General features: G+C 43.1%; 14 protein-coding genes. 4 read left to right on the top strand and 10 right to left on the bottom strand.

The annotated features are described in order from the left end of the window. Positions 1 to 41 precede the first annotated feature (41 nt). The 3 genes from A0256_09060 to A0256_09050 all read right to left on the bottom strand — a co-directional run bounded on the left by A0256_09060 (position 42) and on the right by A0256_09050 (position 5,914). On the bottom strand, positions 42 to 2,480 hold the full coding sequence (locus tag A0256_09060) for a hypothetical protein (GenBank protein ID AMR34487.1): 2,439 nt from the start codon (positions 2,478 to 2,480) through the stop codon (positions 42 to 44). A 656-nt stretch (positions 2,481 to 3,136) separates the two neighbouring features. Then, complete coding sequence (locus tag A0256_09055) at positions 3,137 to 4,501, bottom strand: hypothetical protein (protein AMR31563.1); 1,365 nt, start codon at positions 4,499 to 4,501, stop codon at positions 3,137 to 3,139. An 87-nt stretch (positions 4,502 to 4,588) separates the two neighbouring features. Then, positions 4,589 to 5,914 carry a dehydrogenase gene (locus tag A0256_09050; GenBank protein AMR31562.1) on the bottom strand — a complete coding sequence of 442 codons (1,326 nt, stop codon included), beginning with the start codon at positions 5,912 to 5,914 and terminating at the stop codon, positions 4,589 to 4,591. A gap of 230 nt (positions 5,915 to 6,144) precedes the next feature. On the opposite strand from A0256_09050, the gene A0256_09045 reads away from it, so the two are divergent. After that, positions 6,145 to 8,568, top strand: a complete 2,424-nt coding sequence (locus A0256_09045) for a peptidase M1 (protein AMR34486.1) — start codon at positions 6,145 to 6,147, stop codon at positions 8,566 to 8,568. A gap of 149 nt (positions 8,569 to 8,717) precedes the next feature. Beyond that, entirely contained in the window at positions 8,718 to 9,125 is a 408-nt protein-coding gene (locus A0256_09040; GenBank protein AMR31561.1) for a hypothetical protein, read from the top strand. Between the two features lie 2 nt (positions 9,126 to 9,127). Here the strand turns inward: A0256_09040 and A0256_09035 are convergent, their stop codons facing one another. From A0256_09035 to A0256_09025, 3 genes are all read right to left on the bottom strand, one after another. Continuing rightward, positions 9,128 to 9,919, bottom strand: coding sequence for a hypothetical protein (locus A0256_09035; GenBank protein AMR31560.1), 792 nt, complete (start codon positions 9,917 to 9,919; stop codon positions 9,128 to 9,130). A 52-nt stretch (positions 9,920 to 9,971) separates the two neighbouring features. Further along, positions 9,972 to 10,943 carry a polyprenyl synthetase gene (locus A0256_09030; GenBank protein ID AMR34485.1) on the bottom strand — a complete coding sequence of 324 codons (972 nt, stop codon included), beginning with the start codon at positions 10,941 to 10,943 and terminating at the stop codon, positions 9,972 to 9,974. Positions 10,944 to 11,045: 102 nt separating this feature from the next. Beyond that, the gene (locus A0256_09025; GenBank protein ID AMR31559.1) at positions 11,046 to 11,267 is read right to left on the bottom strand and encodes a hypothetical protein; all 222 of its coding nucleotides are present in this window, start codon (positions 11,265 to 11,267) and stop codon (positions 11,046 to 11,048) included. 24 nt (positions 11,268 to 11,291) lie between these two features. Between A0256_09025 and A0256_09020 the strand changes: the two genes are divergently transcribed. Further along, complete coding sequence (locus A0256_09020; protein AMR31558.1) at positions 11,292 to 11,888, top strand: GDSL family lipase; 597 nt, start codon at positions 11,292 to 11,294, stop codon at positions 11,886 to 11,888. Between the two features lie 60 nt (positions 11,889 to 11,948). After that, positions 11,949 to 12,677: an esterase gene (locus tag A0256_09015; protein ID AMR31557.1), complete on the top strand. Its 729-nt coding sequence runs from the start codon at positions 11,949 to 11,951 to the stop codon at positions 12,675 to 12,677. Positions 12,678 to 12,739: 62 nt separating this feature from the next. Here the strand turns inward: A0256_09015 and A0256_09010 are convergent, their stop codons facing one another. The 4 genes from A0256_09010 to A0256_08995 form a co-directional block, all read right to left on the bottom strand. Further along, positions 12,740 to 16,063 carry a hypothetical protein gene (locus A0256_09010; protein AMR31556.1) on the bottom strand — a complete coding sequence of 1,108 codons (3,324 nt, stop codon included), beginning with the start codon at positions 16,061 to 16,063 and terminating at the stop codon, positions 12,740 to 12,742. A gap of 71 nt (positions 16,064 to 16,134) precedes the next feature. After that, positions 16,135 to 17,055 carry a hypothetical protein gene (locus tag A0256_09005; GenBank protein ID AMR31555.1) on the bottom strand — a complete coding sequence of 307 codons (921 nt, stop codon included), beginning with the start codon at positions 17,053 to 17,055 and terminating at the stop codon, positions 16,135 to 16,137. A gap of 81 nt (positions 17,056 to 17,136) precedes the next feature. Further along, a complete protein-coding gene (locus A0256_09000; protein AMR31554.1) occupies positions 17,137 to 18,687 on the bottom strand; it encodes a hypothetical protein in 1,551 nt (516 codons plus the stop codon). A gap of 26 nt (positions 18,688 to 18,713) precedes the next feature. Next, positions 18,714 to 21,575 (bottom strand): hypothetical protein, encoded by a 2,862-nt coding sequence (locus A0256_08995; protein AMR31553.1) that lies wholly within the window; start codon positions 21,573 to 21,575, stop codon positions 18,714 to 18,716. Positions 21,576 to 21,829: the final 254 nt, after the last annotated feature.

Genomic DNA, 21,829 nt, shown 5'->3' with positions numbered 1-21,829 from the left:
AGCACCTGTTGCTGAATTTGAAGCTTAAAAATAACTATTACTTACTCGCTCTTCAGGCTTTTTACAGGATTCATTAATGCGGCTTTTACCGATTGAAAACTTACCGTTAAAATGGCAATACCTATGGCTGATGATGCTGCAATTAAAAACACCCACCATTGTATAGGCGTGCGATTAGCAAAATCCTGCAGCCAGGTATGCATGGCCCACCAGCCAACAGGCGATGCAATCAGGATCGCTACTAAAACCAGCTTTAAGAAATCAACAGATAATAGTGCAGTAATGCTGGTGATACTTGCACCAAGCACTTTACGAATGCCTATTTCTTTGCTGCGCTGCTCGGCCATAAACGCCGAGAGACCAAATAAACCCAGGCAAGCAATAATGATGGCCAATACGGCAAAGCTGGTAAATATAAGTGCCATACGCTGTACATCTGCATACATGGCCGCAAAGCTATCGTCCATAAAAGTGTACCTGATGGGTTGCTCGGGCGAGAAAGTCTTCCAAACACCGTTAATTGCCTTAAGCGTTTGCTGCACGTTGCCGGTATTCAGTTTTACCGACATCATTGCCGCATTGCTTTTGTTTAGCTGCATCACCAGCCCTTCTACATTGTTCCTTAAAGATGCGAAGTTAAAATCATGCACCACCCCCACTACCGTGCTTAACGTACCGCCAGCATCGGTAATGCGTTTACCAATCGGGTTGCCGAGGTTAAGTTGTTTAGCCATCGCCTGGTTAATAATAACCCCCTGCGAATCTGCGGCAGCATCCGGCAAAAAGTTACGCCCTGCGGCAAGCTTTACCCCCATGGTTTTCAAGTAATCTTTATCTACGAACCAATATTGCCCGCTTACCCCAATATCCTCATGAACTTTCCCTTCGTTGTAAAACACATTGCCATTACGCTTGGAACCATCTACCGGCAGGTAATCGCCAATACTTACACTTTTAACATCGGCCAGTTTAAGCAGTTCTGTCTTTAGGTCATTTGCACGGTAACCCAGCATATTGGTTCCCTGCAATACCAACACCTGGTCTTTATCAAATCCGAGTTTTTTATTCAGAATAAACTGCATTTGGTTGTAAATAACAAGGGTTCCGATGATCAGCGTGATGGAAGTAGCAAACTGGAACACCACCAATCCGTTGCGTAAATAAGAATTTTTGCTACCCGTGCTTAGCTTACCCTTAAGTACATTGATAGGCTTAAATGCCGACAGGTAAAGTGCCGGGTAAATACCAGCAACAAACCCAATGATTATTGCAGCTACAACAAGTGATGGTAAAAACCACAAAGCAGCGAGCGGGAAGCTCAAATTTTTACCGGCAATAACATTAAACCAGGGGAGCAGTGCAGCGGCTACAGCCAACGCAATTACAAAAGATAATATGCTATACAGCAGCGACTCTACGATAAACTGCTGCACCAGGCTGCCCCGGGTTGATCCTACTACTTTTCTTAAGCCAACTTCTTTTGCCCTGTTTGCCGATTTTGCGGTGGAAAGATTGATGAAATTAATGCAGGCGATAAGCAGTATAAAGGCAGCTACTCCGCCGAACAACCATACAAACCGGATATCGCCGTGGATTAAGTTATCATGGATGTCGTAAGATTTGAGATTGATAGCGCTAATGGGCTGTAGTTTTAATGAGGATTTAGCAACTGCATCAATCGCTCTTTTATTACCCGCTTTGATCATATCGGGCAGTACATATTTAGCCATGATATTTTTGATCAGCTTTTTTTCGAGCAGAGCGATATCAGTCCCTGCGTGCACCTTTACGTAACAGGTGTAATTGTTTGCACCCCATGTAGTTTGTTCCCCCTTCCATAGTTCTTTGCCGGTAAGCGTCAACAAAAAATTATAGTTAAGATGCGATGTGGCCGGAAAATCTTCAATCACGCCGCCAATCCTGTAGGGCCTGCTGCGATCGTTATTTAAAAACAGCAGCTTACCAACCGGGTTTTGTTTTGGAAAATACTTATCGGCTTTGCTTTTTGTAATTACCACGGTAAAAGGCTCGGCCAGCGCGTGTTTTCTGTCGCCATAAACCATTGGTAACTTTAAAAGATCGAGCAGTTGCTGGTCGGCATAAGCAAAACCTTCATCATGCGTATTTTGATTATTGTCACTGGTACTTACTTCATTGCTGCCGGCACCATCAAAAAGGGTATTTGGCATTATCCGTGCTGCCTGCTCCACTTCCGGGAAATCCCCTTTTACAACAGTACCAAAAGGCGCGGGTAAGGATACAGACTTTTTTAATACCCCGTTATCGTTATACTGCCCTATTACCCTATAGATGCGGTCCGTATCCGGGTAGGACTGATCATAGCTTGTTTCGTTTTTAATATATAAACCTATGAGTATGCAGGCCGCGATACTGAATGCAAAACCGCCCACTTTGATGGCTGCATACATCTTCTGCTTACCCAACTGCCTTAGCGCAATTTTTAAGTGATTTTTGAACATTGTAATATTCTTTTCAAATGAATAACCCCGTTTATTTTGGTTTGGCTTAAATCCTTGTGATTCGTTTAATTCAGCAGTTTTTATGCGCTGCTGTATTTTCTTGAACAGCAAATTTGCATCAGTTTCCGGCTGCCGGCTATCGGCCCACCAATTGTTTACAACATGTACTCGGTGGCCTACAACAGGGTTTTGCTTCAGCAATAAAGATAGTTCAATCAGTTCGCCAGACGACGCCTCATTCGCTAGCTTTTTAGCCTCAAGATACCATATCCTGTCTTCCGTCGTCACGCCTTTGTTGTAAATGTTTTAGGTAGATAGTCAAACACATGCCAATATAACAATCAACTAATAAACAGCGTTTTACAAATAAATAGATAACAAAAACCGTTCGATTTCGGACGGTGGGGTGTTCGGTTATAAGTTTGTGCATAGCTCGTGTATTTTAACACGGAGAGGAAAGAGAAGGCATAGAGTCAGCAGAGCCTGGCTAACTGAAAGTTTGCTTCAAAGTCGCAAATTTCTTCACCTATTTGCAAAAACATTTGCCTGTCCTTAAAATAAAAGCCACAAAGCAAAAGCATCAACCTTCTCCTCTGTGGCCTATGTACGTTGCTAGCGTTCGTTGTCTTAAAAATCTTTCGGACTTTCCGTCTTAGCTACAACGCTTTGATCTTGATATTCCTGTAATTCACGTCGAAACCATGATCCTGCAATAGCAGATGGCCCTGTGCAGCCTCCCCAAAGTCTTTCCAGATCTTATACTTACTGATCGCCACCAGGTCGCGGAATTCTTTTGATCCGCGGTCATATTCTAACACCTTGATGCCGTTGAGATAGTGCTCTACATGGTTATTAGGGTAAACCACAACGCGCCCAATGTTCCAGGCACCAATGGGATGCACAAAGCGGGCCTGTTTTTTTGCAGGGATCAAATCATATAAGGAAGCCAGGGTACGGTCGCCGTCGCGGCCCAGTTTGGCATCCGGGTGTACGGCATCGTCCAGCACCTGGTATTCCAGGCCAATGGCCGAGCCGGTGGTTTTCTCGCTCAGGGTCACAAAATATTTAACCCCGCTGTTAGCACCGGTGACCATTCTAAATTCAAACGACAGATCAAACGCCTTGAACTGGCCATTGGTGATGATGTCGCCCCCATTGGCAGCCTCGCCCCCGGCAGAACCGATTACGCTGATCATCCCATCCTCTACCTTCCAGCCCTTGGCGGGGAACTGCATGCTGGTTGCGCTGCGCCATCCGGCATTGGTTTTACCATCAAACAATAACTTCCAGCCATCCTGTTTTTCATAGGCCGACAACAGATTCGGCACGAGGTTCACTACATATATATCTTTAGCAAATGGCTGTGGTTTAAGATTAGTGGTTTTGATTTGAATGTTCTTAAAAAAGATCTTTTTACCGGCCTGCCCGGCGTCGCTGATGGCATGAACCTGCAAACCAATAAAACCTTTAGCGTCTACCGTATCTACTACAAAAGCAGTAGCCACGCCATTGATCCATGTTTTTGTCTCGTTGCCAATGCATTCCACTTTGATGTGGTTATATGCACCCGGTTTCCAGTTCAGCTTGGCTTTAGCATTAAGTTCCATCGGGTAAAGCCAGTCGCGCCGGCCTTCATCGTAGATACCGCCGGTCCATTGGCGGTCACTGGGATCTACCTCGCATTGGCGGCCGAATACCAAACCCTTGCCTTCGTGCCCGGTCGGGTTGTAATGGCTGCGCAGTTGAACACCTGAATTGGTTTGGTTGCTTTCGGTCATTACATCCAGCTCCAATATAAAATCGCCATATTCTTTCTCCGTCACCAGGAAGGTATTGCCTGAGTTAAGCACAGCTGTGCCGGTTATAACGCCGTTGGCTGCGCTGTATTCTGCATTCCCCGCAAGCTTTTTCCAGCCTTTTAGCGTTTTGCCGTCGAACAGACTGGTGTAACCAGCTTTTGTTTGTGCCGATGCCGCCAAGCCAACCAGGGCCAGGACGAGGATCATCCATGTGTTTTTCATATGCATTTTGGATCTGATGTATTAATTATTCGTTTGGCGTTCAACTCCTGTTTAAAAGAGCGGCCGGGGCTGGGGTTAGCAGGTCTTCTACACCTTTAAATTCCACCCTGGTTGATAATCCCGGGTCCAAAGCTTCATTGCCTCCGGATCGTGCAGGATATGGCCATTTTGGGGGTCGCAGTTTAAAACCCGCCCCATGCGCTGGGCAATATTGCCCAATTGCGGTATTACCGTGGATTTATGCCCGTTGATAATGGTTTGGTTTAGCTGCGCGTCTCCCTGTACAGCGCTAACAAAATTTTGAAGATGGATCCGGTCCAGCAATTCTGTAGGGCTTACCTTGTTACCTGCATCCACCGGCGCTTCATCCTTTATCTCTTTGACCAGTTTATTATCGTAATCATACACCTGGTAGCCGTTACCGCCGCCGTAATAGATTGTGCCCTTATCACCATAAAAAACTACACCGCGCCCAACTCCTTCGGAGTTAAAGTTATTACAGCTTCGGCCCTCCCAGGAAATGGCTGTATTATTAGGGAAGTTAGCTAATATCGTTTGCGTATCTGGCGTTTCCCAATCGTCTTTAAAAGCAAACCTGCCACCGGATGAGGTCACCCTATCAGGGAAATCAACACCCAAACCCCAGCGCATTACGTCGATCTCATGGGTACCGTTATTGAGGGCCTCGCCGGTACCCCAGTTCCAGAACCAGTGCCAGTTGTAGTGGATCAGGTTATCTTTGTAAGGGCGGCGTGGTGCATACCCCTGCCACAGATCGTAATTTAAATTTGATGGTACAGGCGCATCTTTACCAATACCGATGGATTTGCGATTGTTGACATACCAGCCCCTGGCAAAATATGCCCGGCCGATGATGCCTTCATGGAGCTCCTTCACCATTTGCTGTACATTATTGAATGACCGCCTCTGGCTTCCCATTTGCACCAGCCTATTATATTTGGCGGCGGCGGCTATGGCCATTTCGCCCTCGTGCGGGTTATGGCTACAGGGCTTTTCTACATAAACGTGCTTACCTGCCTGGCAGGCCAAAATGGTAGCGGGTGCGTGCCAGTGATCGGGAGCAGCAATTACCAGCGCATCCAGATCCTTTTTCTCCAGTAGCTGGCGCACATCGGTAATGCCTTTGGGCTTTTTGCCGGTAAGCTTTTCAATTTCGGCAATACATTTATTCATTGCCTTTGTATCCACATCGCAGATGTAGCCTATCTCGGCATCCGGAATACCTGCCAGTTTTTGGGCCAAAAACGCACCGCGGCTATTTACGCCCATCACTCCTAAAACTACTTTTTTATTTGGCGACCCTGTAAATACGCCCCCCATGGCCAAATTGGAACCCACAAGGAAACTGGTGCCGGTAACGGCTACGTTCTGGATAAATCTTCTGCGCTGCATAATAACGAATTTGGTAAATGTATCGTGCAATAATTGGTGATGGCTAATTTAGGGGATTATGTGGGATATGCGTGTAACATTAATGCTTAATTGTGGTCTTACATCAGATAAAAACTAATAATTTAGCTTTTATTATGCACGCATATTATTCAAACTAATTAATATTTATGAAAATTATCTACGCTGCTGTATTGGCAGGCAGTATTAGTGCCTGTGCCCTCCAAACAGCCATGGCACAAGCCCCGGCGGCCGAAACCCCCGCTTACAAAATGTACCGGGAAACTACGCCAAAAATTAACGATCTGGTGCATACCAAGCTCGATGTAAAGTTCGATTACAAAAAACGCCACATGTACGGCAAGGAGTGGGTTACTTTGAAGCCACACTTCTACCCTACCGATAGCTTGCGCCTGGATGCAAAAGGAATGGACCTAAAGACCATTGCCATTGTAAAAAACGGTAAAAACATCCCGCTAAAATTTACTTATCAGGATAGCGCCAGCGTAGCCATCAAACTGGATAAAACTTACCAGGGGGGTGAAAACTACACCGTATATATCGATTACACCTCCAAGCCAAACGAATTGCATGTTAAAGGCAGCGCAGCCATCAGCGATGCCAAAGGTTTATACTTTATTAACCCGGATGGTACCGAAAAAGATAAGCCTACCCAGATCTGGACACAAGGCGAAACTGAAAGCTCGTCGGCATGGTTCCCAACTATTGATAAACCAAATCAAAAAACTACCGAAGAGATCACGATGACGGTGCCGGCTAAGTACGTAACCTTATCAAATGGCCGTTTGGCTTCTCAGAAAGTAAATGGCGACGGTACCCGTACCGATACCTGGAAACAGGAATTACCACACTCGCCCTATTTGTTTATGATGGCCGTTGGCGATTTCAAGATCTATAAAGACACGTGGCGCGGAAAAGAAGTTAGCTATTACCTGGAGCCTAAATACGCCCCGTATGCTAAAGACATTTTCGGCTTTACGCCCGAAGCGATCGAATTCTACTCCAAAACTTTAGGGGTTGATTATCCGTGGTATAAATATTCGCAAATTGTGGTTCGCGACTATGTGAGCGGCGCAATGGAAAACACATCGGCTACCCTGCACGGTGTTTACGTGCAAGGCACTAAACGCGAACTGGACGATCGTTACTACGATGCTGGTCGCAGCACTATTGTGCACGAATTGTTTCATCAGTGGTTTGGTGATTATGTTACTGCCGAAAGCTGGAGCAATCTCACTGTAAACGAATCATTTGCTGACTTTAGTGAAAGTATCTGGGCCGAATACAAATACGGTAAAGACGCAGGCGATGCACATAGCCTGGAAGCCATGCAAAGCTACCTGAACCAGCCTGCCGCCAAAACCAAAAACCTGGTACGTTTCCATTATAACGATAAGGAAGATGTGTTTGATGTGGTTACCTACCAAAAAGGTGGCCGTATTTTGTACATGCTGCGCAACTATTTAGGTAACGCAGCTTTCTATAAAGGTTTAAATATTTACTTAAAAACAAATGCCTTTAAAAACGGCGAGGCACAACAACTGCGCTTAGCTATGGAAGAAGCCAGTGGTAAAGATCTGAACTGGTTCTTTAATCAATGGTATTATGGTGCAGGCCACCCACTACTCAACATCAGCTACAAATGGGATGATGCGGCAAAAAAGGAAACTGTTTACCTGCAACAGACCCAGGATGGCAATGCCTTTATTTTGCCAATGGCCATAGATATTTACGCAGGCGGTAAAAAAGTGCGCCACAATGTATGGATGCGCGATAAAACCGACACCCTTACCTTTGATGCTGCCAGCAAACCAGAGCTGGTGAATGTGGATGGCGACAAGATCCTGCTGACTAAAAAGACAGATACTAAATCTTTAGATGAGTACGCTTTCCAATACTCTAATGCGCCATTGTTTTTAGATCGTTACGAGGCAATTGATGCGGCCAAGGCTAATCAAACCAGCACAAACACTACTGCCCGCAAAATTTTGCTGGCTGCCATGCAGGATAAGTTTTATATGCTGCGTATAAAAGCCATTAATGCAGCTAACCTTACGCATGATGATATGCGCAATGCAGCTGTACCAATATTAACTAAGCTTGCGCAAAGCGATGAGAACAACCTGGTACGCGCCGCTGCTATAACCGCTTTGGGTAAATTAAAAGCATCGGGCAATATAAATTTGTTCAAAACAGCACTTGCCAACCCAAGTTATGCTATAGAAGGTGCCGCTATGAATGCTATCGGCATGATAGACCCGGCTAATGCGCTGGCACTGGCGAAAACTTATGAAAAGGATGCAGACGGCTCGCTGAAACAAGCTATTCTGGGCGTATATGCAAGCAATGGCACCGATGCTGAATGGCCATATGTTTACAATGCCTTTAAAAACGGCGATGTAAATTCGCAATTTCAATTAATTAGAAAAATGGCTGAATTTGCCGGTCGCGTTAAAAACCCGGAATATGCACAGCAAGCCATCACCATCATGGGGGAGCTTGGCGTTAAATACAAGCAGTTTGGTGTAGCGCCTACGATGATCCAGCTACTAACCGATATCAAAGAAGCCCGCAGCAAAATGGGCGATACTGCATCTGCTGCTGCTGCAGATAAAGCAATCGCTCCGCTGAATTAAATATTTGTTATCATCTTAATTGAGAGCCGCCTGTGAAAATGGGTGGCTCTTTTATTTAATCAAATTATATTTCGTCAACAATATTTAACTAAATTTAACAAGTATAAATAGGCAAAGTATTTATTTTAGTAACTCTAAACTAACCGCTTATGAAGAAGATCTTACTTTTAGCTGTACTACTTTCGGGCACCGCCAGGTTAATGGCGCAAAACAACCTGCAGCCGCTGTCTTCTGTTCCCGACAACAGTTCCCTCAAACTTCTTAAGCCAATAATACTGGATTCTGCTACCATTGCGCCAATGCTGAAAGATTTGAATAAAACACAGCATTACAACCCGCTGTCGCAAATAAATACCTTGCCTAATCAGCAACAATTTTCTGCACTGAACAGATCGTTGCTGGTAGCAGGCAACTATACCAATATCAATCATATGCCGGTAGCTAAACTGAGGGGACAATCAAATATGCCGGTATACAAATTGGAAGGAAATTCGAAGATGCCGGTACTTGGCGCAAATGAAAACAAAAACATGCCTGCAATTAAGGCTATTCCTTAAATTTAGAAATCCTTGTTCAACAACTTTTCCAGTTCGGCGAAGCTGATATTCATTTTGATGCGGCCCTGCTTGGCGTAGGAAATCTCTCCGGTTTCTTCCGATACGATGATCGCTGTGGCGTCGTTGGCTTCGGTAACGCCTATACCTGCCCGGTGGCGCAAACCAAATTGGGCGGGAAGATCCGCTTTCTCCGTTACCGGCAAAATACAGCTGGCCGACTTGATCTTGTTCTCGGCTATCACCACTGCGCCATCATGCAGCGGACTATTCTTTTGAAAGATGCTTTCCAGTAATCGTTTGGAGATCTTGGCATCCACCACTTCGCAGCTGTTTTGGTAAAATTGCTCGTCGTAATATTTAGCGAACACAATGAGCGCGCCGGTCCGCGTTTGCTTCATCACTTTACAGGCATCTATAATAGGTTTAATACGGGTATAGTTGTTTTTCTCCGCTTCCTCCTTACCAAAAAAATACTTCCACCAGGCCTTGTTTCGCTGCAGCGAAGCGTTTTTACCTACCAGCAGCAAAAACCGCCTAACTTCCTGCTGAAAAACGATGATAATGGCAATGATGCCCACATCGGCAAACTTGCTTAAAATGCCGGTAAGCAATTGCATGTGCAATGCTTTCACCAACATGTATAACAGGTAAATGGTGATCAGGCCGATGAAAATATTGGCAGCAATGGTTCCCCGGATCAAATTATATAACTGGTATATAATAAAAGCCACCAAAAGTACATCAAGCACATCAAATATGCCCAGTTTTAAGAAGCTGAAATCAATGGATTGCATGTTACGAAGTTAGCAAGTTTTGAACAACTTGGTATAAATGGTGAGCGTGGCATTATTTATTCCGCTCGGTAGTAAAGCGTACCAACTGCTCCAGCCCAGTTCGGGCATCGCCTGCCGGGAAGCTGTTCAGGATCTCAAAAGCGGCATCGGTATACGTTTTCATCTGGATCTCGGAGTATTCCAGTCCGCCTTTTTTCTTTACAAAATCAATGATCTCCGCAATCTTCTTCGGGTCGTCGTTATGGTTTTTCACCAGCCCTATCATCCGCTTCTTCTCACTGCTATCGGCATTATTAAGTGCGTAGATGAGCGGCAGCGTAACCTTTTTTTCTTTGATATCGATGCCAAGGGGCTTGCCCACATCGTCGGTACCGAAATCAAACATGTCATCCTTGATCTGGAAGGCAATACCGATCTTTTCACCAAAGAGGCGCATCTTTTCGACCACTTCATCGCTGGCACCTGCAGATGCGCCTCCGCAGGCACAGCAGGAGGCTATTAAAGATGCCGTTTTTTGGCGGATCACTTCATAGTAAACGGTTTCACTGATGTCCATCCGGCGCACTTTTTCTATCTGCAGCAATTCGCCCTCGCTCATTTGCTTTACCGCTTCAGAAACTATTTTTAGCAATTTGAAGTCGCCGTTATCAATAGAAAGCAGTAATCCCTTGGAGAGCAGGTAATCGCCCACCAAAACGGCTATCTTATTTTTCCATAATGCGTTGATAGAGAAAAATCCGCGGCGCTGATAAGAGTTATCCACCACATCATCATGCACCAGGGTTGCGGTATGCAGCAATTCAACCAGGGCAGCCCCCCGATGGGTAGACTCGTTGATACCGCCGCAAATACTGGCCGAAAAGAAAACAAACATTGGCCTTATCTGCTTGCCCTTGCGCTTTACAATGTAATGGGTAATACGATCAAGTAGGGGCACCGAGCTTTGCATCGAAGTTTTAAACTTCTCCTCAAAAACATCAATTTCTGCAGCTATGGGTTTTTTGATCTCGTTGATGTTTAGCATCTGCTCGGGCTGGCTTTTATACCGGTATAGCCTAACCGGTTTATTTGCAGCAAACATAGCTAAAAATTAGCGGTGTATAAACCAACTATTTTGCTGGCATCATTAAACCATCGGCAGGCCAAACACTCTATAAGGTATAAGTTTGTTAGATAAAGTAAATAAGTTTTGATTTTGTGAGTTAGCGTTTTCGTTTGAGCAGGCCGGTAGGAGTACCGGCCTGCTTTTTTTTGGAATTTGGCCCGATATTGGTATATTTTGACCTTTAATGACATATCCGGTTACAAAAGCACCCAAAGAATTGATAGGTTTGCGACCGTAACCCATATTTTTAACTGATCCCGCTACCCTATGCAATGGTATGAAGATGATATAAAAAGGCTGGAAGAGAAAAGTCTTGCTGAAAACTACACCGCTGAAACCATTTTTTACGGCAGCTCTTCGATTCGCGTTTGGAACACACTGGAAAAAGACCTCGCCGAATTCCACCCGGTTAATCTGGGCTTCGGTGGCTCCACCCTCGCTTCCTGTACATGGTTTTTTGATAGAGTAATGGCCAACTACCAACCTAAAAGGCTGGTAGTTTATGCCGGAGATAATGACCTTGGCGATGGCCGCCGCCCTGAAGAAGTATGCTTATTTTTTGAAGAACTAATGCAGAAAGCTAAACAGCGCTTTGGCGATATCCCCTGCTACTTCATTTCGGCCAAACCCAGTATTGCGCGCTGGAATATTGTAGATAATTTCAAGTACGCTAACGAGCTTATTGAAAGAGAAATAGTAAATTTAAACGCCAACTGGCACTTTATAGATATATTCCCGAAAATGCTGGATATTAATGGCAAGCCAGATCCAAAATTTTATATCGAGGATGGCTTACATTTAAGCGCTGCCGGGTATCAAATATGGACAGAAGCCGTAAAAACTGCCATAGGCGATAATGGTTAACGCTGCGGTTACCCTGAGGTAACATCCAGTAGAGATATTTCGGGCTGTTAAAATGAAAAAATGAACAGGGAATATCACAAATGGTACAGCCCCGCGCTACAGCGGGATATGGAGCTGCTGGTATTTGGCCATGGCGGCCGGGCCGTTTTGTTTTTCCCCACCCGGATGGCCCGCTTTTATGATTATGAGGACTGGGGAATTGTTGATGCGCTGCGTCAAAAGCTGGAAGGAGGCGAGTTGCAACTTTACTGTGTAGACAGCATCGACTCCGAAAGTTTTTACAACCATTGCACCCACCCGTTCTGCCGCATTCAGCGCCACTTAAGCTACGAGCGGTATATTCTGGATGAAGTAATTCCCCTAATACATCAAAAAAACGCCGCCGGCTATCTGGAATCTGCGGGTTGCAGCATGGGCGCTTATCACGCTGTAAACTTAGCGCTAAAACATCCCAGGCTCTTCAAAAAAGCCGTTGGCATGAGTGGCCGGTACGATCTGACCCAACAGATTACGGACTTTAGAGACTTGTTTGATGGCTACCACAATGAGGATATCTATTTTAATATGCCGCAGCAATACATAGCCAACCAACATGAGCAATCACTTTTAGCTGCTATGCGCAACCTCACTATTATTTTAGCGGTTGGGGAAACAGACCCCTTTATCGGCAATAATCAACAGCTGAGTCACCTGCTTTGGGATAAAGCCATTGCCCACGAAATGTATATTTGGAATAATTACGCACACCGACCCAGGTATTGGAAACAAATGGTGCAATTATATTTGTAAGCAGTCATTAGCTGCCTATGTGCTATACGCACGCCACAATAGCATAAAAGAAACACAGGTATTTACTTGGTTAAAAGCATCAGCCGGCCATCATAAGTGGTCACCACAAAGCTATTTCCCGTTAATGTCTTGTAAGGATAGAGGTGTGTTATCTCTTGCGAATTAAGCAGGTCGTTTAACCAATATTCGGGTGCAGATAGTTGTTTGGTCTTTTTATCAAAATGAGCTGTAGCCAAGCCCAACGCGTCATATTTACCTTCGTATGGTACAACACCCCAAAAATTACCGTTTAATAAAACATCCCCGCCAGCGTTGTTAAGTGGTGTTATAGAATGTATCGGCGCCTGTTGATACAAGTATGGCAGCGGGGAGAATTTTTTGGCGTTCAATACATCGGTTATAAAAATGCTGCTGAACTGATTGGCTTCCAGGCGGCCTTTATCACTGATCCTATCTTTGAAGATCTCCTCAGTAGTTTTATCGGCCATCTTTTGAAAACTTAGAAATTCCTTCTTCAAATAAGGTAGTTCCTGCTCCAGGTCGTTCTTCGGTCTAAACGGGTAGTATTGCTCCTTGTAGAAATAAGACAGTAACAAATCATTCTTTCCATTATTGTCAACATCGTTATTGTAAGCATACAGTGGCTGCGCATTATTCACGTTATACTTATTGTTTTCGCCCCAGTTACCGGCAATCAGGTCGGCTTTTCCATCACCATCTAAATCGGTAACTATAGCCGACTGCCACCAGCCCTTTTGCCCGTCAAGTAAGGGGGAGGAGAATTTAACAAGTTTTTTACCCTTTTTCAGAAAGATTTGCACCGGTTGCCATTCCGAGCTGATTATTAGATCATCTTCCCCATTATGATCGATATCGGCAGTTGCGATATCAGATATATAATGGATGCTTTTCAATGCGGAATAGTCTGCGATGGCAGATGGCACAAAGGCACCGTTGTGGTTCATTAATATGGCAGATGTGGCATCTTTAGTGTAGTCCTTAAAGTTTACGGCGCTGGTAAACAACAGGTCTTTCCATCCGTCGCCATCAAAATCATAAGCCAATATATTCGATACCAGCGTGTTTATTTTTGGCAGAGGTTGATATGTAAACTTAAAATTGCCTTTGTTGATATACAATCGCGGCTGCACCGCTTTCTCCATTTCTACAAACGGCTGGTTGCTGCTAATCACCACCAAATCCGGCAGGCCATCACCATTTACATCAGTCCACTTTGCTTCAAAATCGCCCTGCTCCTTTGCGGCAGCAAAAGCATCCACTCCTACCCAGCTGAATTTGCCATCTTTATTGCCCGCCAATATATATTTTTCTTCACCTGGTATGCCCCCTACATAAATATCTTCCACACCGTCTTTATTCGCATCCGCAACGGCAACGGCAGGGTTATGCGGCGAATAGGAATGTGGTAAAAGGTTGTAATAGTTAAAGTCAGGCGTGTCAAACGATGGAATATTTGCTAAGACAGTTGCTTTAACATCTACAGCGCTTAACTGCTGCTGATCTTTTATAAAGTTGCTGATCAGATTGCCCAAATCAGCACTTGGTTGGGTTTTGCCATTATTGTAATTAATAACCGATTTTTTATTCAGATCAAAGTTTTTGATGAGCTGATAACTATTATCCGGCCAAACAACTAATAGTTCAAGGGGTTTGTCACCGGGGGAAAATGTAAACAATAGACTGTTGCTTTGAGTGCTTGCGTAAGCTGTGCTGGTTTGGATTTCCTGATGATCTACCTGTTTGGCAGAACGCAAATACAGCTTTGTACCAATACCGTCTATGTTGCCTTTGCTATATTTTACACTCAGATTTAAAAACGCAGGCTTGTGTTTCCCGCTGTTTTCAATCGTAGTGTTTTGATAAATGCTAGCAGGTTCGTCCATATTATTGGTAACCAGTTCCAGGTCGCCATCGTTATCCAGATCAACTGCGATGCTTCCTGATGACATGGACGGCGCTGTCATATCATTACCATCTGATATATCTGTAAACTTTAGCTGATCATCACCACGATAGAGGTAATTGTGCACCTGGCCGGCAGGCATCAGGTTTAATTTGGTCTGATCAAACGTTCGGTTGGTTTCAAATCCCGTGTTGCTATCCTGACCGTTCATATATTTGATATAATCAATGTCATTCAGGCGCCTTTTGATGCCATTAGAAAAAAACAGGTCTTTATGTCCATCCATATCAAAGTCCTGTGCTATTGGCGACCATGTCCAGTCGGTAGCAGATACACCCGAATACAGGCTGATATCTACAAATTTTTTGCCATTACCCACATTAAGCTGCAAGCAATTTTTTGTGTACTGATAATAATACCCTGAGTTAACTTGCTGGTTGTAAATATCAAGGGATTCGTCATTAACCGTAGATTTAAGCGCTTTGATTTCCTCGGGCAACATATCGGTACTTAACACGTCAAGGTAACCATCTTTATTGATATCACTGATGGTGTTCCCCATGGAATATAAACTCGTATGCCCGAATGCGTTCTTCAACTCTTCTTTAAATGTGCCATCCTTTTGGTTGATATAATAATAGTCCTGTTCAAAAAAATCGTTACTTACATAGATATCATCCCAGCCGTCATTATTTAAATCTCCAACACTTACACCAAGCCCGTAGCCGATAACCGAGGCATAGATCCCGGATCTCTGGGTAACATCGGTGAATTTACCACCATTGTTCCTAAACAAGTGATCGCCTGCGTTTTTGTCATAAACCAGGCGTTGCGCAGCATCGCCGTAAGAGTTATTATCATGTACGGATGAGGTAAGCAGGAACATATCCAGGTCGCCATCCTTGTCGTAATCAAAAAAACAGGCCTGAGTAGAAAAGCCGGCAAAGTCTAAACCATACTTAGCTGCCGATTCTGTAAAAGTGAGGTTACCATTGTTGATGAAAAGTTGGTTTTTACCTTTAAAGCCTTTATAGCCGCTCACTACAGATATATAGATATCCTTCAGTCCGTCACCATTGATATCTACAACCGTTACGCCCGTTTTCCAGCTGCCTGAACCTGAAACGCCCGCCTTTTTAGTGACGTCTTCAAAACTGAGACCTCCTTTATTGATATATAATTTGTTCTCATTTTCGTTAGATACAAAATAGAGATCCTGCAGCCCGTCGTTATTAAAATCGGCTGATGCCATCCCAGCACCATTGTAAAAATACAAGTAGTCAAGAATATTAAATGATGGCCCCTCTGTATTTTTATTTACAAAGTTGACCCGGGTTTGCGTTGTATTAAGGGCTTTAAAAATGCTGTGTTCAGCCTTTTTAGGTTTACATGCGCACCAAAAAAATGTGCTGGCAATTATACATAAATAAACCACCCGCGTTTTTCTTAAGTACTTTTTCATTGGCATAATATTGTGCACCTATCCCCTTTTTTAAATCTCCCAGTAAGTATTGTAAACAGGTAAAATAACCATCAGACGTATGGAATAATTATTTGCAAATCAACTGTACTTTCATCTTTATCCGGTAGTTGGTTGTTACTAAATTTCTCCAAAGGTTTAGTTTGTTCGTGTAGATAATGGTCGGCTAAATATAAGTTCATAGCAGCATATAATTTTTGCCTGTCTTTATATTTCCCTTTAAAATAGCCAACCAGCACTTTCCCTCCATAGGTGTCCATATATTGGATCCGTATAGCCTGCGGAAGCTTTTTTGCTACCGGTAAGCCAATCATCACTTCAGCTGAATCACTCATAGAAGCGACGTATTGCAGTTCTACCGGACCGGTAATTTTCAATTTCTCGCTGGTTGAAAAATTAAGCAGATATCTAAAAGCAGCAAGGTTGTCTTGACAAATATTATTACGAGCACTTTTTTGCCGAATTACCATCATAACCTTATTCTCTACCACCTGATTTTTTATTGCAAAGCCATAATATTGGAGGGGATCTTCTAAATAGTTTTTTAAATTATAGGCAAATGTGTCATCATTAAAATCCTTCACATACAACCAAAGATACTTGAGTAAACCAGTGCGGCGGCTCACATTCAATTTCGCTACGCCCATTGTATCGCTAGCCGTTACAGAACAATCGTATTGTACAATATTATTACCCAGGGTAACTTCAATTTGGAAAGCGCCCAAACCAATTTGTTTTAACACTACCGCTGACAAAGCGTTTGTAATCTTAAATCCGCCTTTATCCCGCGATATAACGGCTGCGTTACTTTTAAAGTAAGGGAACCATTTGACCCAACCTGTAGCCGTTGCAAGGTTTTGATATACGTTATAATATGATGAGTTAATGATTAATTGAGAGGTTTGCCTTATGGGGATTAAAGCAGTTAACGCCAGCACAAATAATATCCCCAAAGGTATCAGCCATCTTTTCATTTAAATTTATCAGGATGCAATATAAAACAAAAACGTGCTGCAAAACTCAATTGCAGCACGTTATACTAAAGTAAATTAATATTATTTACCAGGGTATCCTGGGTTTTGAACCAATTTAATATTGGTAATTAATTGTTGTTGTGGAATAGGGAATATCAACGTGTGCTTATCACCAGGATCTGCACTTTTTGATGGTACCCTTGCACCGGTAAAATATGGGATATTGTCGGCAATTTCAAACCTGATCAGGTCATTACGGCGCCATCCTTCCCAAGCCATTTCACGGCCACGTTCTGCAAGCAGATTTGGCAAGGTAAGATCAGCTGTTGTCCATGCAGTGGTTAAACCAGACCTGCTCCTGATAGCATTTACCAAAGTAAGTGCATCGCCCGCATTACCTAATCGCAATAAGGCTTCTGCTTGCATTAAATAAGCATCACCTAACCTGAAGATAACACCATCATTGCTGTTGTTACCGTTTGTACCCGGCTGCGGCGCATATTTGATACTACGTGCACCAACAAATTTAAATGCATCAGAGGCATTGCTTAAATCCGTAAAATTAGGGTTTAAAATTACCGGTAATTTTGTGGCGTCGTCTGTTAGTGGTGCACCTGCAGAACTAAATTGCTGGCCAACAGCCCACATTTTCTTCCTGTCATCACCATCGGTAAAGCTGTTATAAAAAGCGGTTGGCGCACAAAATCCGTTGTTGGGCCTGCCGGTTAAATTATAGGTGAAAATATTGTTGTAGTTCAATGTAGAAGTTACGATACCATTCCCGGGAATATTGATGTTATCAAAAGGGACAACAAAAATATTTTCAGGCGAGCCCTCGTTCACTACAACAAAGTTTGACAATACATCTGGAGCCAAACTATACTTACCTGATTTAATCACCTTATCAGCTGCATCGGCAGCTTTTTGCCATTGTGGTACGCCTGTATAAACCTGAGCGTTAAGATACAATTTAGACAAAAGCATGTAGCCGCCCCATTTGGTCATGCGGCCATAGCTAGCTGCTGATTTATCAGAAAGTAATTCGACATTATCTTCAACCTCTTTTAAAAGGAAAGCATAAGTATCTTTTCTGGAAGATTGTACAATGGTAGTAGGATCCTGGTTAAAATCTGTAACTAAAGGCACATTACCAAACATATCCATAAACATGAAATAGTAATAGGCCCTTAATACCTTTATTTCCGCAGTTACCTGCGCAGCATTAGCTGGTTTATTTGATTCTGGCAGTGTTGCAAGCGTGGTTAAAACTAAGTTGCTTTTTCCAATGCCGCTGCTTATATCATTCCAGGCATTATTGATGTTATCGATATCGAACAGAAAGGTGTGCAACCAGATCGACTGCCACTTACCGCCGTCATACCAGTCATTTCCCCTGGTTGGCACAATCATTTCGTCTGATGATGCTTCGTTGTTCTGGAATACAGCATTAGCGGGAATGTTGGTCATGGGCGTGTATGCCTGCGCCAGAAATGCACTGGTCTGCTGCGGAGTCTTAAAAAAATCTCCGGGTTGTACCTGGTTATAAACTTGGCTATCCAGTTTTGTACAGCCACTAATTATTGCTGCTGCAGCACACAAAGCCGGTAATATATATATTAATTTCTTTCTCATGTTTTTAATATTCTAATTCTGTAATGTTATTTGAACGACACATTGGCTCCAAGCGTAAACGCTCTTGATTTAGGGTATGATTGTATTGTACCTGTACTATTGCTGGTACCACCATCTACGTAATGAGAGTTCGGCGCAAATTCCGGATCTAAACCTTTGTATTTGGTAATAACAAAAATGTTGTTACCCGCTAAATAAACCCGCAGGTTAGACAGGCCTTTGATATTTTTAAAGGTATAACCTAAAGAAGCGTTATCTAAACGCAGGTAGGATGCATTTTCTAAGAATTTGTCAGAAATACGAACATCTTTATTGCCGCTTGTGAGTGCTTCAACCGTTACGTTGTTGCCCGGTAATCTTGAAAGTGTAGTGAAAATAAGTCGTGGATTGTTAAATATTTTCTGTCCGTATACACCTCTGAAGAAAAAGTTAAAACTCCAGTTTTTATAGGCAAAAGTGTTACCTATACCGTAATTAAACTTAGGGTTTGGATCGATATAACGTTTATCCTCACTTAAAATAGTATTTCCGTCGGCATCAATGCCTTCAAAATGATTTAGATAAAACACATCAATCGGGTAACCCGGCTTTAGATAGGTTAACTGGCTTGAGCTTAAACCACGGCCGGAAGCGCTAGCCGTAATGATTTGGTCTGATGCTAAAGTGAAGCCGTTGTAAGTTCCGGAAAGGCTGGTAATCTTCGTTTTATTGAAGGTGATCTGCCCGTTTACACTCCAGTTGAAGTTTGAACTTTTTACAACCTGCCCTGTAAGCGCAACTTCTAAACCCTTGTTCGTTAATGAACCTACGTTTGCAAATATCGTATTCACGAAAAATGGCGGAGTAGGTACACCATAGTTATAGATCATTTTATCGGTTTTATCATTGTAATAGTTGATATCACCCGATAAACGGTTGTTAAATAAAGAGAAATCAATACCTACGTTTCTACCTTTACGTTCTTCCCATTGCAAATCGCGATTTGCATTTTGTATATAAGTATAGCTGCTTGGGTATGGGAAAGATGAATTACTTCCGTCAAAATATTTTTGTCCGGCACCATAAAGCGTAAGGTTTTGGTAAGGGTTCAAGGCACTTGAGTTACCCACTACACCGTAACCTGCACGGATCTTCATATCATCTATCCAGCTAACATTTTTTAACAGATCTGATTTCAAACGATAAGCAACGCTCACCGCCGGAAAAGTACCATAATGACGATCTGGTCCAAATTTATCAGAACCATCACGACGTACCGAAGCGGTCAAATAAATCCTGTTATTGTAATTGTAATTTAAACGGGCAAGAAAAGAGATGATCTTGTAGTTATCCTTCCCCGAATTAATTTGATTTCTGGATGCGTCGCCTCCTTGTAAAACGTTGTCTAAATTTTCTGGAACCAGGTAGTTATAGCCTTGTGCGGAGAAATATTCAGTGTAAAAATCGTTATACTCATATACAGCAGTTGCTGATATGTTGTGTTTACCGAACGACTCATTGTAATCAATGTGAGCATTACTTTGGTACGAGTTGTTGTTATCACTTCGTTGCGTTGCTGTGTTTAAATTCCCTTCGCCCGGAAATGCTGGCTGGAAATAATGGCTCAGGGTATTATCATGTATCAATACGCCGGTACCACCAATCTTTAGTGATGGAAGCAAATTATAGTTTACAGAAAAGTTACCTAATGTTTGATAAGTGGTAGCAGTGCTGGTAGTTTCAAGCAAGTGCAACAGCGGGTTTGCCAGGTCAAAATCTGTGAAGGTATTATATGAACCATCGGCGTTTCTGATTGGATAAGTTGGTGGAGCGTTAAAAATATAACGGTTAAGCGGCGCACCATCGGTAAGCCGATCACGGTATATGGTGGTATTTGACAGATTTAACGACAATACTAATTTGTCATTAAGTGCTTTTTGATCTGCATTGAACCTAAAACCTAGCTGTTTTCTGCCGTTATTAATAATGGTACCATCTTGTAAAGAATAATTTACAGAACCCCGGTAGCTAAACCCGGCTGCCCCGCCAGATACCGCAATATTATTGTTATGCGTAAGAGCGGTACGTGAAATAGCGCGCTGCCAGTCTACATTGCCGCCTTTTTCGTAGGTTGCCGGGTTAACGCCGTCAATTTGCCTGATCGCTTGCGAGTATTGCGATGCGTTTAACAGGTCGTAATATTTTGCCTGGTTAGAAATCCCTACAAAGCCAGTGTACTCAATTTGTGCACGGCCCTGGCGGCCTTTTTTCGTAGTAACCAATATTACCCCATTTGCACCACGTGAACCGTAGATAGAAGTTGCAGATGCATCTTTTAAAACATCGTATGATTCTATATCAGCAGGAGAAAGATTTTGAAATTGAGAGTTCCCTGTTGTGGCAACACCATCAATTACAAATAATGGAGATTGGTTCCCGGTGATTGAAGTTTGCCCGCGTATGGAAATACCGGCATCTTCACTGTTTGGGTTACCACCCTGTTGTGTAATATTTACCCCCGCAACTTTACCTTGTATTTGCGACAATGGGTTAACAATAGCACCCTGGTTGAAATCTTTTGAGCTAATGCTTCCAACCGCGCCGGTAACGTCTTTTTTACGTTGAGAGCCATACCCTACGCTTACCACGACTACCTCGCTAAGCGTTGTGGACGATGATTGCAGGGCAACATTTAAAGCTGCGCCTGTAGCGGCAAGTTCCTGCGAGGTATACCCAATAAAAGAGAATACTAAAGTAGCACCAGTTTCGGGCACTGATAATTTAAATTGGCCATTGGCATCGGTATTTGTGCCGGTAGTTGAACCTTTAACAACTACAGATACGCCAGGTAGCGTGGAGCCATCTTTTGCATCAGTTACTTTTCCCGTAATAACTTTGTTCTGTGCCAAAACAGGCTGAACAAAGAGACAGGTTAAAGCAAAGAAACATAATAAAAGTAAGTGTTTAAATTGCATAATTGGTGGATTGGTTTATATGTATATATGTATGTACGTATGCTGATCAGGATATTGCATATTTGGAAATAACCGACTAGATTAACCCCTAATTATGCAGATTAGAAAGCATTTGGTTAAATAAATTAATCAGGAATATGGTTTTATAATTAAGCTTACAAAGTTAATTGGACAGCGGAAAAACAATT

Source organism: Mucilaginibacter sp. PAMC 26640, from assembly GCA_001596135.1.
Taxonomy (GTDB): domain Bacteria; phylum Bacteroidota; class Bacteroidia; order Sphingobacteriales; family Sphingobacteriaceae; genus Mucilaginibacter.
Note: the sequence above shows the minus strand (reverse complement) of the source record. Positions and strands in the feature narration are given on the sequence as shown.

Bases quoted from the DNA above. Each gene is read 5' to 3' on its own strand.
- A0256_09025 (AMR31559.1), bottom strand. From the start codon at position 11,267: ATGGGTTACGGTCGCAAACCTATCAATTCTTTGGGTGCTTTTGTAACC.
- A0256_09010 (AMR31556.1), bottom strand. From the start codon at position 16,063: ATGAAAAAGTACTTAAGAAAAACGCGGGTGGTTTATTTATGTATAATT.
- A0256_09000 (AMR31554.1), bottom strand. From the start codon at position 18,687: ATGAGAAAGAAATTAATATATATATTACCGGCTTTGTGTGCTGCAGCA.
- A0256_09035 (AMR31560.1), bottom strand. From the start codon at position 9,919: ATGCAATCCATTGATTTCAGCTTCTTAAAACTGGGCATATTTGATGTG.
- A0256_09060 (AMR34487.1), bottom strand. From the start codon at position 2,480: ATGTTCAAAAATCACTTAAAAATTGCGCTAAGGCAGTTGGGTAAGCAG.
- A0256_09045 (AMR34486.1), top strand. From the start codon at position 6,145: ATGGCACAAGCCCCGGCGGCCGAAACCCCCGCTTACAAAATGTACCGG.
- A0256_09015 (AMR31557.1), top strand. From the start codon at position 11,949: ATGAACAGGGAATATCACAAATGGTACAGCCCCGCGCTACAGCGGGAT.
- A0256_09050 (AMR31562.1), bottom strand. From the start codon at position 5,914: ATGCAGCGCAGAAGATTTATCCAGAACGTAGCCGTTACCGGCACCAGT.
- A0256_09040 (AMR31561.1), top strand. From the start codon at position 8,718: ATGAAGAAGATCTTACTTTTAGCTGTACTACTTTCGGGCACCGCCAGG.
- A0256_09020 (AMR31558.1), top strand. From the start codon at position 11,292: ATGCAATGGTATGAAGATGATATAAAAAGGCTGGAAGAGAAAAGTCTT.
- A0256_09005 (AMR31555.1), bottom strand. From the start codon at position 17,055: ATGAAAAGATGGCTGATACCTTTGGGGATATTATTTGTGCTGGCGTTA.
- A0256_09030 (AMR34485.1), bottom strand. From the start codon at position 10,943: ATGCTAAACATCAACGAGATCAAAAAACCCATAGCTGCAGAAATTGAT.
- A0256_09055 (AMR31563.1), bottom strand. From the start codon at position 4,501: ATGAAAAACACATGGATGATCCTCGTCCTGGCCCTGGTTGGCTTGGCG.